18 protein-coding genes are annotated in these 17,471 nt (G+C 60.1%); 16 read left to right on the top strand and 2 right to left on the bottom strand.

Going from position 1 to position 17,471, the window contains the following annotated elements; translation table 11 throughout:
* Positions 1–149: 149 nt before the first annotated feature.
* Entirely contained in the window at positions 150–3,338 is a 3,189-nt protein-coding gene (rne, locus tag ACVW0Y_RS22455; RefSeq protein WP_457441390.1) for a ribonuclease E, read from the bottom strand.
* Positions 3,339–3,907: 569 nt separating this feature from the next.
* Between rne and rluC the strand changes: the two genes are divergently transcribed.
* The 3 genes from rluC to ACVW0Y_RS22470 are packed head-to-tail and all read left to right on the top strand — an operon-like array spanning position 3,908 to position 6,501.
* Positions 3,908–4,864: a 23S rRNA pseudouridine(955/2504/2580) synthase RluC gene (gene rluC, locus ACVW0Y_RS22460; RefSeq protein ID WP_457441392.1), complete on the top strand. Its 957-nt coding sequence runs from the start codon at positions 3,908–3,910 to the stop codon at positions 4,862–4,864.
* A complete protein-coding gene (locus ACVW0Y_RS22465) occupies positions 4,854–5,561 on the top strand; it encodes an HAD-IA family hydrolase (RefSeq protein ID WP_457441394.1) in 708 nt (235 codons plus the stop codon). The genes rluC and ACVW0Y_RS22465 overlap by 11 nt, the downstream gene beginning before the upstream one ends.
* On the top strand, positions 5,542–6,501 hold the full coding sequence (locus ACVW0Y_RS22470) for a S49 family peptidase (protein ID WP_457441396.1): 960 nt from the start codon (positions 5,542–5,544) through the stop codon (positions 6,499–6,501). The genes ACVW0Y_RS22465 and ACVW0Y_RS22470 overlap by 20 nt, the downstream gene beginning before the upstream one ends.
* Positions 6,502–6,569: 68 nt before the next feature.
* Here the strand turns inward: ACVW0Y_RS22470 and ACVW0Y_RS22475 are convergent, their stop codons facing one another.
* Positions 6,570–7,148, bottom strand: coding sequence for a Maf family protein (locus tag ACVW0Y_RS22475; RefSeq protein WP_457441398.1), 579 nt, complete (start codon positions 7,146–7,148; stop codon positions 6,570–6,572).
* A gap of 106 nt (positions 7,149–7,254) precedes the next feature.
* On the opposite strand from ACVW0Y_RS22475, the gene ACVW0Y_RS22480 reads away from it, so the two are divergent.
* The 13 genes from ACVW0Y_RS22480 to ACVW0Y_RS22540 all read left to right on the top strand — a co-directional run bounded on the left by ACVW0Y_RS22480 (position 7,255) and on the right by ACVW0Y_RS22540 (position 17,278).
* Positions 7,255–7,782: a YceD family protein gene (locus tag ACVW0Y_RS22480; protein WP_457441400.1), complete on the top strand. Its 528-nt coding sequence runs from the start codon at positions 7,255–7,257 to the stop codon at positions 7,780–7,782.
* A gap of 13 nt (positions 7,783–7,795) precedes the next feature.
* Entirely contained in the window at positions 7,796–7,978 is a 183-nt protein-coding gene (gene rpmF, locus ACVW0Y_RS22485) for a 50S ribosomal protein L32 (RefSeq protein ID WP_110614910.1), read from the top strand.
* Positions 7,979–7,981: 3 nt separating this feature from the next.
* A complete protein-coding gene (plsX, locus tag ACVW0Y_RS22490) occupies positions 7,982–8,992 on the top strand; it encodes a phosphate acyltransferase PlsX (protein WP_457441402.1) in 1,011 nt (336 codons plus the stop codon).
* Between the two features lie 116 nt (positions 8,993–9,108).
* A complete protein-coding gene (gene fabD, locus ACVW0Y_RS22495; protein WP_457441404.1) occupies positions 9,109–10,047 on the top strand; it encodes an ACP S-malonyltransferase in 939 nt (312 codons plus the stop codon).
* Positions 10,048–10,062: 15 nt separating this feature from the next.
* Positions 10,063–10,806 carry a 3-oxoacyl-ACP reductase FabG gene (fabG, locus tag ACVW0Y_RS22500; protein ID WP_457441406.1) on the top strand — a complete coding sequence of 248 codons (744 nt, stop codon included), beginning with the start codon at positions 10,063–10,065 and terminating at the stop codon, positions 10,804–10,806.
* Positions 10,807–10,999: 193 nt separating this feature from the next.
* Positions 11,000–11,233: an acyl carrier protein gene (gene acpP / locus ACVW0Y_RS22505; protein WP_058066290.1), complete on the top strand. Its 234-nt coding sequence runs from the start codon at positions 11,000–11,002 to the stop codon at positions 11,231–11,233.
* A gap of 112 nt (positions 11,234–11,345) precedes the next feature.
* The gene (gene fabF, locus ACVW0Y_RS22510) at positions 11,346–12,590 is read left to right on the top strand and encodes a beta-ketoacyl-ACP synthase II (protein ID WP_457441408.1); all 1,245 of its coding nucleotides are present in this window, start codon (positions 11,346–11,348) and stop codon (positions 12,588–12,590) included.
* Complete coding sequence (gene pabC, locus ACVW0Y_RS22515; RefSeq protein ID WP_457441410.1) at positions 12,590–13,405, top strand: aminodeoxychorismate lyase; 816 nt, start codon at positions 12,590–12,592, stop codon at positions 13,403–13,405. Before fabF ends, pabC begins: the two co-directional genes overlap by 1 nt.
* Positions 13,406–13,408: 3 nt before the next feature.
* Entirely contained in the window at positions 13,409–14,458 is a 1,050-nt protein-coding gene (mltG, locus tag ACVW0Y_RS22520; protein ID WP_457441412.1) for an endolytic transglycosylase MltG, read from the top strand.
* A gap of 19 nt (positions 14,459–14,477) precedes the next feature.
* Positions 14,478–15,110, top strand: a complete 633-nt coding sequence (gene tmk / locus ACVW0Y_RS22525; protein WP_457441414.1) for a dTMP kinase — start codon at positions 14,478–14,480, stop codon at positions 15,108–15,110.
* Complete coding sequence (locus ACVW0Y_RS22530; protein ID WP_457441415.1) at positions 15,103–16,089, top strand: DNA polymerase III subunit delta'; 987 nt, start codon at positions 15,103–15,105, stop codon at positions 16,087–16,089. The genes tmk and ACVW0Y_RS22530 overlap by 8 nt, the downstream gene beginning before the upstream one ends.
* 35 nt (positions 16,090–16,124) lie before the next feature.
* Positions 16,125–16,481: a PilZ domain-containing protein gene (locus ACVW0Y_RS22535; protein ID WP_108097397.1), complete on the top strand. Its 357-nt coding sequence runs from the start codon at positions 16,125–16,127 to the stop codon at positions 16,479–16,481.
* Between the two features lie 11 nt (positions 16,482–16,492).
* Complete coding sequence (locus tag ACVW0Y_RS22540) at positions 16,493–17,278, top strand: TatD family hydrolase (protein ID WP_457441417.1); 786 nt, start codon at positions 16,493–16,495, stop codon at positions 17,276–17,278.
* Positions 17,279–17,471: the final 193 nt, after the last annotated feature.

Consider the following 17,471-nt stretch of genomic DNA (forward strand, 5'->3'; position numbering starts at 1 on the left):
AGCGTGTAATCACGCTGACTTCGTCTCGCACCTTGCGCCATGGGGTTCTCCTGAAAGATATGGCTAAAGGTGTAAACCTTATTCAGGACGGGACACAGGCAATAAAAAAGGGATGCCACTGGCATCCCTTTTTGTTTCAGCGCGAAGAGTTAAACGAGCGGTTTGCTCTCGTCCTTGTCTTCTTCTTTCTCGGTTTTCTCGGCGGCTTCTTCCTGCGCTGCCACTTCTGGGGCGCTGGTTTCTTCTACCTTGATTTCTTCGACGATCACAGCCGGTTCAGCAACGTGCACTGGAGCCGGTTCAACCGCCTCTTCCTGCTTGCCCTGTTCGGCTTCGACAGTGTGTTCCACGTCAGCCACGGCGTGGGCAGTAACGCCAACCGGCTCAGCAGCAACCACGGCTTCGACCACGGCTGCGGAGGCTTCTTCAGCTTCCTTGGCCAGGCGCTCGGCTTCACGCTGACGGCGACGCACTTCACGTGGGTCGTTCGGCGCACGGCCATTGCTGGCCACTACCGGTGCAGGCTCAGCAACCACTTCGGCCGCCAAGGCGACTTCGGCAACTTCCACTACCGCAGGTTCAGCGGCGGCAGGCGCGGCTTCTACTGCAGGTGCGGCAGGTGCTTCAATCGGTGCAGCTTCAGCAGCGCTAGGTGCTTGCTCGGTGGCTGCGGGTTCAGCGGCAACTGGCGCTTCAACAACGGGTGCTTCGACCACCGCTGCTTCTACAGCAGGCGCTTCAACGGAGGCGGCTTCAGCAGCAGCGGCAGCTTCAACGGCAGTCGCTTCGACGACGTTAGCTTCAACGGCGACAACAGCTTCGCTACGCTCGGCGACCGGCGCTTCAACCGCTTCGCTGGCAGGTGCCTGGTGCTCGGCAACGATTTCGCTGACCACTGCAGCAGTGGTTGCCGCAACGGCTACGGCGACTTCGGCGTTGGCGCTGTTACCGTCGGCAGTGCCGGTGGTTTCTTCGCTGCTGCCTTCTTCGCTGCCTTCGATGATATTGCCGTTGGCATCACGCTGACGCTCACGACGGTTGCTGCGACGACGCTGACCGCGGGAGCGGCGACGTGGACGCTCGCCACCCTCGGCGTTTTCCTGCTCTTCGTCGTGCTGCTCGTCGTTGTTCAACAGTTCTTCTTCGTTGCCATCGGCATCCACGACAGGGCGCAGTTGGCGCTCTTCACGCGGGGCACGTGGCTGACGCTCTTCGCGCGGCTTACGCTCGACACGCTCTTCGCTCGGAGTCTCCTGACCCTGGGCGTCCAACGGCTCACGCAGTTCGCGTTGCGGGCGGTCTTCACGTGGTGCGCGGTCTTCACGCGGAGCACGCGGCTCGCGTGGTTTACGCTCTTCACGCGGTGCGCGTGGGGCACGTTCTTCACGCGGCGCACGCTCTTGTGGCGCAGCGTCGTCACGTGGCTCGCGTGGCTCACGGGCTTCACGAGGAGCGCGTTCTTCACGCGGCTCGCGCGGTGCACGTTCTTCACGTGGGCCACGGTCTTCACGCGGCTTGCGTTCTTCGTTGTCGCGACGGCCACCACGGTTGCGGTTCTGCTGACGACCGTTACGACGCTCGTCGCTGCGCTGTGGGCGCTCGCTGGTGGTTTTCTTCTCGACGACGACTGGCTTCTCTTCTTCCTTGCCGGCGAACAGGCTGACCAGCGATTTCACCAGGCCTTTGAACAGGCTCGGTTCGCTGCTGGCGGCAGCCGGTTGCTCGGCAGCCGGAGCTGGCGCAGCACGTTGCGGAGTGGTCTTGATTGCGGCTTCCTGGCGAACCAGGGTGCGGGTGGCGCTGGTCTGGGCGACTTCTTCCACTTCGGCGGCAGCCATTTCGTAGCTCGACTGCGAGGTCAGGGCTTCCGGGCTGTCGTCACGGATACGCTGCACTTCGAAGTGCGGGGTTTCCAAGTGGTCGTTCGGCAGAATGACGATGCGCGCACGGGTACGCAGTTCGATCTTGGTGATCGAGTTGCGTTTTTCGTTGAGCAGGAAGGCCGCAACCGGAATCGGCACTTGCGCGCGAACTTCGGCGGTGCGGTCTTTCAGCGCTTCTTCTTCGATCAGGCGCAGGATCGCCAGCGACAGCGATTCCACATCACGGATGATGCCTTGACCGTTGCAGCGTGGGCAGACGATGCCGCTGCCTTCGGCCAGGGAAGGGCGCAGGCGCTGACGGGACATTTCCAGCAGGCCGAAACGCGAGATGCGCCCAACCTGTACACGGGCACGGTCGGCTTCCAGGCTTTCGCGGACTTTCTCTTCCACGGCGCGCTGGTTCTTGGCCGGGGTCATGTCGATAAAGTCGATCACGATCAGGCCGCCGATATCACGCAGGCGCAGTTGGCGGGCGATCTCTTCGGCTGCTTCGAGGTTGGTCTGCAGCGCGGTTTCTTCGATGTCGCTGCCTTTGGTGGCGCGCGCCGAGTTGATGTCGATGGACACCAGGGCTTCGGTCGGATCGATGACGATGGAACCGCCGGACGGCAGTTTCACTTCGCGCTGGAAGGCGGTTTCGATCTGGCTTTCAATCTGGAAACGGTTGAACAGCGGCACGCTGTCTTCGTACAGCTTGATCTTGCTGGCGTACTGCGGCATCACCTGGCGGATGAAGCTGAGGGCTTCTTCCTGCGCTTCGACGCTGTCGATCAGCACTTCGCCGATGTCCTGGCGCAGGTAGTCGCGGATGGCGCGGATGATGACGTTGCTTTCCTGGTAAATCAGGAAAGGTGCGGAGCGATCCAGCGAAGCTTCCTTGATGGCGCTCCACAGTTGCAGCAGGTAGTCGAGGTCGCCTTGCATTTCGTCGCTGCTGCGGCCCAGGCCGGCAGTGCGCACGATCAGGCCCATGTCGCTCGGAGCGACCAGACCGTTGAGGGCTTCACGCAGTTCGTTGCGCTCTTCGCCTTCGATGCGGCGGGAGATGCCACCGGCACGCGGGTTGTTGGGCATCAGAACCAGGTAGCGACCGGCCAGGCTGATGAAGGTGGTGAGGGCGGCGCCCTTGTTACCACGTTCTTCTTTTTCCACCTGAACGATGACTTCCTGACCTTCGCTCAACACTTCTTTGATGTTGACGCGGCCTTCAGGGGCTTTCTTGAAGTACTCGCGGGAGATTTCTTTGAGGGGCAAGAAGCCGTGGCGTTCGGAGCCGAAATCAACAAAAGCGGCTTCAAGGCTAGGTTCGATGCGGGTGATTTTGCCCTTGTAGATGTTGGCCTTTTTCTGCTCGCGAGCACCCGATTCAATATCGAGGTCGAAGAGTTTCTGACCATCTACCAGCGCGACACGCAACTCTTCAGGTTGAGTTGCGTTAATCAGCATTCTTTTCATGTAGTACCGTCGGTTTCCGGGCTGCCGGAAACGGCGTTCGGCACACACGACTCTCAGGGTCGGTGTCAGGGCTCGTCAGAAACGGTTGTAAGTCGTTCCATGTCTAACAACGCCGGCCAACGGGGCCGGGGTGGCGACGGACGTCTCCTGCTTGCTGTTTGTGAAACAAGCACTTGGTCAGGAGGAGGAATCAACCATCGGTAGCGGACGAAATAACACGTCTTCTAAAGCTACGCAGTCCGAGGTTGTGCATCTCCACCCTACACGTATCGCTGAAAATCGGGTGCCGCTCGCAGAATCTGCAGCGGGTTGGCATTTACCGTTGACTCCCCCGAGGGCAGTCAACGCGTCATGGCTCAAGGCTTTATTTCCGAATTATTCGTGGCCTTTTTCAGCCATTCTTTACCGAATAACCCGTCGGACGGCCTTACGTCCTGAATCACTTTGCACACGGGAGGGGATGGCATGTTAGCGATCATCCGCAACCGGGCCACTTTTGGCGGCGTTCGGGACTATAGCAGCAATGATTAAGTGCTTCAAATCAATAAAAAATTGTTATCATCGCGGCCATGACAGAACCCACTCCCCCTACCTCCGGCGTCCAGCTGCTCGAGGTTGAGCCGGAACTTGCCGGCCAGCGAATCGATAACTTCCTACGCACTCGTCTCAAAGGTGTGCCCAAGACTTTGATTTACCGAATTTTGCGCAAAGGCGAAGTTCGAGTGAACAAAGGCAGGATCAAACCCGAGTACAAGTTGCAGGCAGGCGACATCGTGCGCGTGCCGCCGTTGCGCATGTCCGAGCCGGACGAAGACGTACCGTTGGCCCAAGGCCTGCTGGCGCGTTTGGAGGCGGCCATCGTCTACGAAGACAAAGCCCTGCTGGTGATTAACAAGCCGTCCGGCATTGCTGTGCATGGCGGCAGCGGGCTGAACTATGGGGTGATTGAAGCTTTTCGCCAGTTGCGCCCGGATTGCAAGGATCTGGAACTGGTGCATCGCCTCGACCGCGATACCTCGGGCCTGCTGATGATTGCCAAGAAACGCAGCATGCTCCGCCATCTGCACGAAGCCTTGCGCAAAGACGGCATCGACAAACGTTATATGGCCCTTGTACGCGGTCATTGGGCGACGGCCAAGAAGCAGGTTAATGCACCATTGCTCAAGAGCAATCTGCGTTCCGGCGAGCGAATGGTCGAGATCAATGATGAAGGCAAAGAGGCCCTGACTTTGTTCCGCGTACTGCGCCGTTTCGGCGAGTTCGCCACGCTGGTTGAGGCCAAGCCGGTAACCGGCCGTACCCATCAGATCCGTGTGCATGCCAAGCATGCCGGGCATTGCATCGCTGGCGATCCTAAGTACGGCGACGACGACTTCACCAGTGAGATCCGTGGGCTCGGGGGGAAAAGGCTGTTTCTGCACGCCTATGAGTTGAATGTCCCGCTGCCTGAAGGCGGCGTGTTGAAGCTGGAAGCGCCGGTCGATGACATGTGGCGCAAGACCGTGGAGCGCTTGAGTGCGGCCTGATTACGAGCTGTTGATTTTTGATTGGGATGGCACGCTAGTGAATTCCATTGGCCGTATCGTTGCCGCGCTGCATAAGGCGGCGCGCGAGTGCGATCTGCCGCCGCGCAGCGATGCCGAGCTCAAGGCCATCATCGGCCTGGGGTTGCCCGAGGTGGTGGTCGCCCTCTATCCCGACCTGGATGATGCCGAACTGGCCGCTCGTTATTGCCGCTCGTACAGTGCGAGTTATCTGGAACTTGAGTCGACGCCATCCACGCTGTTTCCTGGTGTTGCCGAGTCGATGGCGGCTTTCCGTGCGGCCGGCTACAAGCTGGCGGTAGCTACGGGGAAGGGCCGTCACGGCTTAAACCGCGTGTTGGCTGACCAAGGCTGGACCGATTTCTTTGATACCACCCGCTGCGCCGATGAAACCGCGAGCAAGCCTGCGCCTTTGATGCTAGAGCAGATTCTTGCAGAGTGTGGCGTGGCCCCAGAGCGGGCGCTGATGGTGGGCGACTCGCTATTTGATCTGGATATGGCGCGCAATGCCGGGATGGATTCGGTGGCAGTCGGTTACGGCGCGCAATCGCTGGATACCCTGAGCGCTTGCGGCCCGACGTTGATGGTCGAACATTTTTCTGAGCTGCGCGCCTGGCTGGAATCGCGCGCAACACAACCAGTGCTAGGGATGAGTAAGCATGTCGAACGAGTCGAATGACGACAAAAGCTGGAAGTTGTTGGAAAAAACCCTGCTCGCCAGCGTGCAGGAACAGCGTCGAGCGCGGCGTTGGGGCATCTTCTTCAAGGCGCTGACCTTTATTTACCTGTTTGGTGTGATTCTTATGGTCACGCCAGGCTTGGACTTCTCCAAGGGTGCGTCGAAAAGCAAGTCCCACACCGCCGTGGTGGAAATTCGCGGCATGATCGCCGATCAGGAAGCGGCCAGCGCTGACAATATCGTCGGCAGCCTGCGTTCTGCGTTTGAGGATGCCAACACCAAGGGGGTGATCCTGCGCATCAATAGCCCGGGCGGGAGTCCGGTGCAGTCCGGCTATGTCTATGACGAAATCCGCCGCCTGCGTGGCGAGCATCCGGATATCAAGGTGTATGCGGTGATCTCGGACTTGGGTGCTTCTGGTGCGTATTACATCGCCAGCGCGGCTGATTCGATCTATGCCGACAAGTCGAGCCTGGTGGGTTCTATCGGTGTAACCGCGGCGACGTTTGGTTTCGTTGGCACTATGGACAAGCTTGGGGTTGATCGTCGTGTTTACACCTCGGGTGAGCACAAGGCGTTTCTCGATCCGTTCCAGCCGCCAAAGGCGGATGAAACTGCGTTCTGGCAGAGTGTGCTTAACACCACCCACAAGCAGTTTATTGCCGCCGTTAAGCAGGGTCGCGGTGATCGGCTGAAGGATGCTGAGCATCCGGAGCTGTTCTCCGGTCTGATCTGGACGGGTGAGCAAGCGCTGCAGTTGGGCCTGATCGACGGATTGGGCAACACCAGCTCGGTGGCTCGTGACGTGATTGGCGAGAAAGAATTGGTGGATTACACCGTGCAGGAAACGCCGTTCGATCGTTTCGCCAAGAAACTGGGTGCCAGCGTGGCCGAGCACGCGGCGATGTGGATGGGTTTTTCTGGGCCAACTCTGCGTTGATCTGAGTTGCGCTAATAAAAAACCCGGCTGATGCCGGGTTTTTTGTTGGTTCTATATAAAGGAAGGGCTCAGGGTACCTGGATACCTTCCTGCAGCAGCATATCCACCAGGCGGATCAGCGGCAGTCCGACCAGGCTGGTCGCATCGCTGCCCTCGGTGGCGCGAAACAGGCTGACACCCAGGCCTTCTGCCTTGAAGCTGCCGGCGCAGTCGTAGGGTTGCTCGGCGTGCAGGTAGCGGCTAATGCGTTCGGCGCTGAGTTCGCGGAAATGCACGGTAAAGGTCACGCAGTCGACCTGGCAGTGGTCGTTCGTCGTATTGAGCAGCGCCAGGCCGGTGAGAAAGCTCACGCTGTTGCCGCTGGCGTTGCTGAGTTGGCGGTGGGCGCGTTCGAAGTCATGGGGTTTGCCGAGAATCTGCTCGCCTAGCACGGCCACCTGGTCGGAGCCGATGATCAGGTGCTGCGGATAGTGCGCCGCCAGTGCTCGTGCCTTCTGTTCGGCGAGGCGTCTTACCAGGGCTTCGGCCGTCTCGTCGGGTCTTCTCGACTCATCGATATCCGGGCTGGCGCAGACGAATGGTAGGCGCAAGCGTGCCAGCAGATCGCGGCGGTAAGCGGAACTGGAAGCGAGGAGTAGAGGCAACATGTTGATTCCTTTATAGTCGCCAGCGATTCTAACCAGCCAGTCCCTTTGCGCCCAGGCTGAATTTCCCTTTGACAGAGTAGGGGTGCATCCCTAGAATGCTGCGCCTATGTTGAATGGCCCGATTCCTCCTCACGTTGATCCGCGCAAACTGGCTGATCGTGGTGCCACCCTTGAAGGTGAGCTGCCCCTAGCCGATTTGCAGCGTCTCTGCGACCCGCTTGCCGACAATGTCGGTGTCATCCGTGCGAAGTTTGTTTTCGAACGTGATGAGCGCAGATCGCCAGTGATGCACAGCACGATCAACGTTGAGGTCAAGATGGTTTGTCAGCGTTGTCTGGAGCTGGTCGCCCTGCCTATCCACAGCGAATGCAGTTACGCTGTGGTGAAAGAAGGTGCGAATACCCAGTCTGTGCCGCAAGGCTACGACGTGCTGGAATTGGGTGAGGATCCATTGGATCTGCCGGCGTTGATCGAGGAGGAGCTGTTGCTCGCCTTGCCCATCGTCCCTCTGCATGATCCAGAAGATTGCCAGCAACCGGCGGGCCTTGAAGAGCCTGAACCGAGCGAGGACGAGGTATCGCGGTCCAACCCGTTCAGTGTATTGGCACAGTTAAAGCGTGACCCAAACGTTTAGGAGTTAATTAATTATGGCTGTTCAGCAGAACAAAAAATCCCGCTCCGCTCGCGACATGCGCCGTTCGCACGACGCTCTGACTGCAAGCACTCTGTCGGTTGAGAAGAGCACCGGTGAAGTTCACCTGCGTCACCACGTATCGCCAGAAGGCGTATACCGTGGCCGTAAAGTGATCGACAAGGGCGCTGACGAGTAATCCTTGTCCGCTCCGATCATCGCGATTGACGCAATGGGTGGGGATTTCGGTCCCCACAGCATTGTTCCAGCCTGCATCGCTTGCCTGGCTGAATTCCCCTCGTTACACCTGGTCCTGGTCGGCCAAACCTCCTTACTCAATGAACTGATTGCACGCCATTCCGGTGTCGATCACGCTCGTCTGCATCTTGAGCAGGCCAGCGAAGTGATCGCCATGGATGACCGTCCGGCGCAGGCGCTGCGTAGCAAGCCCGATTCCTCGATGCGCGTAGCGCTGGAGTTGGTGCGCGACGGCCGCGCCCAGGCCTGTGTCAGTGCCGGCAATACCGGAGCGCTGATGGCGCTGTCGCGTTATCTGCTGAAAACCCTGCCCGGTATCGACCGTCCGGCGATGATGACCGCCATTCCCACCGAGCGTGGCCATTGCCAGTTGCTCGATCTGGGGGCCAACGTCGATTGCAGCGCTGAGCATCTGTATCAGTTCGCCGTGATGGGCGCAGTGGCAGCGGAAGCGTTGGGCGTGGTGCGGCCGCGTATCGCCTTGTTGAATGTCGGCACCGAAGAGGTCAAAGGCAATCAGCAGGTCAAGCTGGCGGCGAGCCTGTTGCAGCCGGTCAGCGAACTGAATTACATCGGCTTTATCGAAGGCGATGGCCTGTATCGTGGCGAGGCTGATGTGGTGGTTTGCGACGGCTTTGTCGGCAATATTCTGCTGAAATCCAGTGAGGGCTTGGCGTCGATGATTTCGGCGCGTATGGAGGCGCTGTTCAAGCAAAACCTCGGTTCACGCCTGATCGGCTCGCTGGCACTGCCGGTACTGAGGCGTTTGCAGGGTGAACTGGCACCGGCTCGGCATAACGGCGCGAGTTTTCTCGGGCTGCAGGCCATCGTGGTGAAAAGCCACGGTGCCGCCGGGCCGGATGGTTTCCAAAGTGCCATTCGCCGGGCTGTCATGGAGGTGCGCGAAGATTTGCCGCAGCGCCTGCATGGCCGTCTCGAACATCTGTTGCTGTAATGCGTGTGCCGCCGATGTGACTGCACTCGGTGGCCTGTCATCCAACTGTCAGTTTGTTGCGCTCGATTAGCTCGCGCGTGATCCTCCCGACGATCAGACCATTAGGGACCGTCCACATGTCTGCATCCCTCGCATTCGTCTTCCCAGGCCAAGGCTCACAGTCTCTGGGAATGCTCGCCGAGCATGGCGCACAGCAGAAGCTGGTGCTTGATACCTTTGCCGAAGCTTCTGAAACGTTAGGTTATGACCTCTGGGCGCTGACCCAGGCCGGTCCGGAAGAAACCCTTAATCAAACCGACAAAACCCAACCGGCCATTCTGGCGGCCTCTATCGCGCTGTGGCGCGTGTGGCTGGCCGAGTCTGGCGCGCGCCCGGCGTTCGTTGCAGGGCACAGCCTGGGTGAGTACTCGGCGCTGGTCGCCGCTGGTAGCCTGGGCTTTGCCGATGCGGTGAAGCTGGTTGAGCGTCGTGGCCAGCTGATGCAAAAGGCGGTGCCGGCCGGGCAGGGCGGTATGGCTGCCATTCTCGGTCTGGAAGATGCTGATGTGCTGGCCGCCTGTGCCGAAGCGGCGCAGGGTGACGTGGTCAGTGCGGTGAACTTCAATGCTCCCGGTCAGGTCGTAATCGCCGGTTCCGCTGCAGCCGTCGAGCGTGCCATTGATGCCTGCAAGGCGCGTGGTGCCAAGCGCGCCATGCCACTGCCGGTCAGCGTGCCGTCGCATTGTGCGCTGATGCGTCCGGCGGCAGAGCAATTTGCCGAGTCGGTTACTGCGATTGCCTGGCAGGCCCCGCAGATTGCCCTGGTGCAGAACGTCAGCGCGGCAGTGGTTGACGATCTCGAGGTGCTCAAGCGTGATCTGCTGGCTCAGTTGTACAACCCGGTTCGTTGGGTTGAATCCATTGTGCGGTTGTCCGAGTCGGGCGTTACCAGTCTGGTGGAATGTGGTCCGGGCAAGGTGTTGTCCGGCCTGAACAAGCGTTGCGTCAAAGGCATCAACACCTACAATCTCGACACCCCAGACGCCTATGCCGCCGCCCGTGCGGCGCTGGCCTGATTAGGAGAAGCTTCCATGAGTCTGCAAGGAAAGGTTGCGCTGGTTACCGGTGCCAGTCGTGGTATCGGCCAGGCCATTGCCCTTGAGTTGGGCCGTCAGGGTGCCACGGTAGTGGGCACTGCGACTTCGGAATCGGGCGCACAAAAGATTACCGAGTACTTCAAAGCCAATAACGTTGAAGGCGCAGGTTTTGTGCTGGACGTGGGCAGCGATGAGTCGGTCAGCAGCGTGCTGGAAGCTATTTCGCAGCAGTTCGGTGCGCCGCTGATCGTCGTGAACAATGCTGGCATCACCCGCGATAACCTGATGCTGCGCATGAAAGACGAAGAATGGCACGACGTTATCAATACCAACCTGAGTAGCCTGTACCGGGTCACCAAGGCCGTTTTGCGCGGCATGACCAAGGCGCGCTGGGGCAGAATTATCAATATCGGTTCGGTGGTGGGCGCCATGGGCAACGCCGGGCAGGTAAACTACGCGGCAGCCAAGGCCGGGCTGGAAGGTTTCAGCCGTGCCCTGGCGCGTGAAGTAGGTTCGCGGGCGATCACCGTTAACTCGGTGGCGCCAGGGTTTATCGATACCGATATGACCCGCGAACTGCCCGAAGCGCAGCGTGAAGCGCTTCAGGCACAGATTCCGCTGGGTCGTCTGGGTCAGGCTGAAGAAATCGCCAATGTGGTGTCTTTCCTGGCTTCCGATGGCGCAGCTTACGTGACCGGGGCTACTATTCCCGTGAATGGCGGAATGTATATGAGTTGAATGTGACGAGCGCCTGCGGAAAACTGTCATACGAGCTGTCTAAAATCCGTTATAAAGCTGCAATTGGTTTATAGACATATCGTTGGAGTGATCCAGAGGGGCTACGGCATTCAGCTTGAAATGCGCAAAACCCTTTCTATACACTGACACAGACCAGCTGCCTGGATTTGTTCATTAGGAGTGAAAACAAGGTATGAGCACCATCGAAGAACGCGTCAAGAAAATCGTTGCCGAGCAACTGGGCGTCAAAGAAGAAGAAGTGACCAACAGCGCTTCCTTCGTTGAAGACCTGGGTGCCGACTCCCTTGACACCGTTGAACTGGTGATGGCTCTGGAAGAGGAATTCGAAACCGAAATCCCGGACGAGCAAGCCGAAAAAATCACCACCGTTCAGGAAGCTATCGATTACGTTACCGCTCACGCGTAATAACCCGTAATCGTCGACTCCCGACTTGGAAAAGCCGCACTGCCCACAAGGCGTGCGGTTTTTCTTTAAGCGCATGTCGAGCGCTGTGTAAAACGCATAAGAGGAGATTGCTGTGTCGCGTAGACGCGTCGTGGTCACCGGTATGGGCATGTTGTCGCCCCTGGGTACCGATGTTCCAAGCAGCTGGCAGGGTATTTTGGCCGGCCAAAGTGGTATTGGCCTGATTGAGCATACGGATCTTTCCGCCTTCACCACCCGTATCGGTGGTTCGGTGAAAGGCTTCAACGTCGAGGATTACCTCTCGGCCAAGGATGCTCGCAAAATCGACCTGTTCATTCAGTACGGGCTTGCGGCCAGCTTTCAGGCTGTGCGTGACGCCGGGCTGGAAGTCACCGACGCCAACCGTGAACGCATTGGCGTGGCCATGGGGTCGGGCATTGGCGGCCTGACCAATATCGAGAACAACTGCAAAGCCCTATTCGACCAAGGCCCACGGCGCATTTCGCCGTTCTTCGTGCCTGGCTCGATCATCAATATGATCTCCGGTTTCCTGTCGATCCACTTGGGTCTACAGGGGCCTAACTACGCCATCGCCACCGCCTGTACCACTGGTACGCATTGCATCGGCATGGCGGCCCGTAACATCGCTTATGGCGAAGCCGACGTGATGATTGCTGGCGGTGCCGAAATGGCTGCCTGCGGTCTGGGTATCGGTGGTTTTGCTGCCGCTCGCGCCATGTCCACCCGCAATGACGACCCGACCCGCGCCAGCCGTCCATGGGACAAAGGCCGCGACGGCTTCGTGCTGGCCGACGGTTCCGGTGCTCTGGTGCTGGAAGAGTTGGAACACGCCAAGGCCCGCGGTGCGCGGATCTATGCCGAGCTGATCGGCTTCGGTATGAGTGGCGACGCTTACCATATGACCTCGCCGCCCGAAGACGGTGCCGGTGCCGCGCGCTGCATCAAAAATGCCCTGCGCGATGCCAGTGTGAATGCCGACCAGGTGCAGTACATCAACGCTCACGGCACCTCGACACCAACCGGCGACCTGGCCGAAGCTCAGGCGGTGAAGTCGGTATTCGGCGACCACGCCTACAAGCTCGCAGTCAGTTCGACCAAATCCATGACCGGTCACCTGCTGGGTGCAGCCGGTGCGGTCGAGGCGATCTTCAGTGTGCTGGCCATCCGTGATCAGGTAGCGCCGCCGACCATCAACCTGGAAGAGCCGGACGAAGGCTGCGACCTCGACTTCGTCGCCAACGAAGCGCGCAGCATGCCAATCGATATCGTCGTCTCCAACTCGTTCGGCTTTGGCGGAACCAACGGCTCCCTGGTGTTCCGCCGGTTCGCCGAGTAATGCTGAGCTGGCTGGATGGTCGCCCGGCAGAGGCTGTGTCCCTGATGGATCGTGGTCTGGCCTACGGCGATGGGCTGTTTGAGACCATCGCCGTCAAGGACGGCCAGCCGCAATTGTTCGAGCGCCATCTGGCCCGTCTTGCCGAGGGTTGCAAGCGCTTGGCTATTCCCGCTGACCTGGCGCTGATTCGCCGCGAATTGCTGGCCTTCGCGGCTGAGGTCGGGGAGGGCGTGGCCAAGTTGCTGCTCACCCGTGGGGATGGCTTGCGTGGTTATGCCGCACCGCCATCGGCAACGCCGCGCCGCATTCTACTGGCTTCGCCTTATCCTGCTTACCCTGCTGCCAATGCCGAACAAGGCGTGCGCTTGTTTCCCTGCGTCACCCGTCTGGCCGAACAGCCGCTGTTGGCCGGCCTCAAGCACCTCAATCGCTTGGAGCAGGTATTGGCCCGTTCCGAATGGCAGGACAGCGAGCATGCCGAAGGGCTGATGCTGGACGTGTCCGGCCGGGTGATCGAGGGTGTGTACAGCAATCTGTTTGTGGTCCGCGATGGCCTGCTGATCACGCCTGAGCTAAGCCGCTCAGGCGTGGCCGGGGTGATGCGTGCTGAGCTGTTGGCCCAGGCCGAACAGCTGGGCATCGCGGTTTCCATCCAGGTGCTGAGCCAGGAGCAACTGCTGGCCGCCGATGAAGTTTTTCTCTGCAACAGTCTCTATGGCGTGTGGCCAGTGATTGGCCTGCAAGGGCATAGCTGGCCGGTTGGACCGCTCACCCGTAAACTGCAAAGCCTTGCCCGCGACCTACTGGACTGCTGATTCGTGATTCGTAAATTACTGCTGCTATTGGAAGGCGGAGTGCTGCTGGCTGGCCTGCTGCTGGCTGTTTTCGTCTGGCAGCAAAACAGCGCGCTCAAGCAGCCGCTGAATGTGCCCGACGGCTATGTGATGGAAGTGCCGGCCGGGGCCACCCCAGGTGGCGTGCTCAATCGACTGGAAAGTGAAGGGGTGCTGCACGGTGCCTTCTGGTTGCGTCTGTATTGGCGCTTCAACCTCTCCGGGCAGGCGCTGCATAGTGGCGAATACCAACTTAATCCCGGTGCTACCGCGCAAGACATGCTGGTGCTCTGGCAGCGCGGTGACGTGGTGCAATACAGCCTGACCCTGGTGGAAGGCTGGAACTTCCGCCAGGTGCGCGCGGCGCTGGCCAAGCAGCTCAAGCTGGAGCAAACCATCACCAACTTGACCGACGCTCAAGTGATGGAGCGCATCGGCCAGGCCGGGGTCTTTCCTGAAGGGCTGTTCTTCCCCGATACCTACCGCTATGTGCGTGGCATGAGCGATATCGACCTGCTCAAGCAAGCCTTCGCCCGCCTGGCCACCGTGTTGGACGAAGAGTGGCAGCAGCGCGATGCCGACCTGCCGTACAAGGAAGCCTACGACGCGCTGATCATGGCCTCGATGATCGAAAAGGAAACCGGTGTGCCGCAGGAACGCGGGCAGATCGCCGGCGTGTTTGTCCGCCGCCTGCAGCAGGGCATGCAACTGCAGACCGATCCGACAGTGATCTACGGCCTTGGCGAGCGCTACACCGGCAAACTCACCCGCGCTCACTTGCGTGAAGCCACGCCCTACAACACCTATGTGATTGCCGGCATGCCGCCGACGCCGATCGCGATGGTCGGCCGCGAAGCCATTCATGCGGCCCTGCACCCGGTCGAAGGCAAGAGCCTGTATTTTGTCGCCCGTGGCGATGGCAGCCATGTATTCTCCGACGACCTCGATACCCACAACCGAGCGGTGCGCGAGTTCCAACTCAAGCGGCGTGCCGACTACCGCTCCAGCCCGGCTCCTGTGCCGGCTGTGCAATAACGCAATTAAGGGACCGCCTGTGACTGGCCTGTTTATTACCCTCGAAGGCCCGGAAGGCGCCGGCAAAAGCACCAACCGTGAATACCTGGCCGCCCATTTGCGCGCACAGGGGCTGGATGTGGTGTTGAGCCGCGAGCCGGGCGGCACGCCGTTGGCCGAGCGCATTCGCGAACTGTTGTTGGTGCCTAGCGACGAGCCAATGGCCGCCGACACCGAACTGCTGCTGGTTTTTGCCGCCCGTGCTCAACACCTGGCGCAAGTTATTCATCCAGCCCTCGCGCGTGGTGCCGTGGTGCTCTGTGATCGCTTTACCGACGCGACCTACGCCTATCAGGGCGGTGGTCGTGGCCTGTCGCAGGAGCGCATCGCCACGCTGGAAAGCTTTGTCCAGGGTGAGCTGCGTCCTGATCTGACCCTGATTTTTGATCTTCCCGTGGAAGTCGGTCTGGCCCGCGCCAGCGCCCGTGGCCGTCTGGATCGGTTCGAGCAAGAGGGCAGGGGGTTCTTCGATGCCGTGCGCCATGCCTATCTGCAACGGGCCGAAGCCAATCCACAGCGTTATCGCGTGGTGAATGCCGCGCAGTCGCTGGCCGAGGTGCAGGTGCAGTTGGACGGTCTGCTGCCGGAATTGCTGGAGCGCGCCCGTGGCTGATGTCTACCCCTGGCAGGCCTCGCTTTGGCAAACCCTGGCCGGCCGCGCCCAACATGCCCATGCCTACTTGCTGCATGGCCCGGCGGGCATCGGCAAACGGGCCATGGCGGAAAACCTCATGGCTGCGCTGCTGTGCCGTGCCCCGCAGGACTTGAAGGCGTGCGGGCAGTGCAAATCCTGCATGCTGCTGGCCGCTGGTACCCACCCGGACAATTTCATTCTTGAACCGGAAGAGGCCGACAAGGCCATCAAGGTCGACCAGGTGCGTGAGCTGGTGGGCTTTGTGGTGCAGACCGCACAGTTGGGTGGGCGCAAGGTGGTATTGGTCGAACCCGCCGAGTCGATGAACCTGAATGCCGCCAACGCCTTGCTGAAAAGCCTGGAAGAACCGTCTGGCGACACCGTCTTGTTATTGGTCTGCCATCAACCCAGTCGCCTGCTGCCGACCGTGAAAAGCCGTTGCGTCCAACAGGCCTGCCCGTTACCGAGCGAAGCGCAGAGCCTGGCCTGGCTGGCCACGGCGCTTCCGGACAGCAGCGAAGAAGAGCGTGTCGAACTGCTAACCCTGGCCGCCGGCTCGCCACTGAATGCAGTGAAGCTCAATGCCCAAGGCGTGCGCGAACAACGCGCCCAGGTTGTCGATGGCGTAAAGAAATTGCTGAAACAGCAAGTCGCCGCCAGCCAATTGGCCGAAGGCTGGAACAGTATTCCGTTGCTGCAATTGTTCGACTGGTTCTGCGAGTGGGCGCAACTGACGCTGCGCTACCAGCTCACCAACGACGAAGAAGGCCTGGGTTTGGCCGATATGCGCAAGGTTGTGCAGTACCTGGCGGACAAGTCGGGGCAGGCGAAGGTGTTGGCGATTCAGGAATGGTTGCTAATGCAACGGCAGAAAGTGCTGAGTAAAGCCAACCTGAATCGTGTTTTGCTACTCGAAGCACTCCTTGTGCAGTGGGCAAGTCTGCCCGGACAAGGCTAGAATCAGCCCTTGAATCAGTAAGCTAGGAATGCAGCATGAGCATGCCACCGAATCTTGGCCCGCGTAACGGAATCTTGTCCCTGACCATCAAGGACAAGTCCGTGCTCTATGCCGCGTACATGCCCTTTATCAAAAATGGCGGTTTGTTCATCCCCACCAACAAAAGCTACAAGTTGGGCGACGAGGTGTTCATGCTGCTCAACCTGATGGATGAGCCGGAAAAAATCCCGGTCGCCGGCAAAGTGGTCTGGATCACTCCCAAAGGTGCCCAAGGCAACCGCGCCGCCGGTGTTGGCGTGCAGTTCAACGACGGTGACAACACCGCCCGCAACAAGATCGAAACCTACCTGGCCGGCGCGCTTACTTCTGATCGCCCGACCCACACGATGTAAGCCCGTTGCAGATGCTTGTCGACTCCCACTGTCACCTCGATCGTCTCGACCTCGCCGTTCACGGCGGCTCCCTGGATGCCGCTCTGGATGCCGCGCGCGCCCGGGGTGTCGGCCATTTCCTGTGCATTGGCGTCAGCGCCGATAACGCCGCCGCCGTCAAAGGTTTGGCTGAGCGTTATGCCGATGTCGACTGCTCGGTGGGCGTCCACCCACTGGACCTCGAGCCCGGTGCTGCGCCAGCCCTCGACTGGCTGCTCAACGAACTCGACCACCCGCGCGTAGTGGCCATCGGCGAAACCGGTCTGGACTACCACTACGAACCTGAAGCCGCCGAGCTGCAGCGCGAAGCCTTCCGCCTGCATTTGCAGGCCGCGAAAATCACCGGCAAACCGGTGATCGTGCACACCCGCGAAGCCCGTGCCGACACCCTGGAGCTGCTGCGCGAAGCGGCGCTACCGACCGCCGGCGTCCTGCACTGCTTCACCGAAGACTGGCCGATGGCCAAGGCCGCGCTGGACCTGGGCTTCTACATTTCCCTGTCTGGCATCGTCACCTTCCGCAACGCCGATGCCCTGCGCGAAGTCGCCCGTCAGGTTCCAGCCGACCGCCTGCTGGTCGAAACCGACGCGCCTTATCTCGCGCCCATTCCCTACCGCGGCAAACCCAACCTGCCGCAATACGTCCGTGAAGTCGCCGAATTCCTCGCCCAACACCGTGGCGTCGACTACGAAGCCTTCGCCGCGCAGACCACCGAAAACTTCAAACGCCTGTTCCCCCTGGCCCACGTCGCCGGCTAAAGAGCCTCTAGGCTAAAGCCTCTCACACCACAAACACGCCCCTGTAGGAGCGGCTTCAGTCGCGATGCTTTTGCGCTTTTTCGGACCGTTTCAGGTCCACCCAATCGCGGCTGAAGCCGCTCCTACGGGACAGGTGGAAATGGCCAGCGCAGCGAAGCCGCCTTTGATCGTGATCCTCAGATCTCCCCGCCTA

This window comes from Pseudomonas sp. TE3786, from assembly GCF_054057335.1.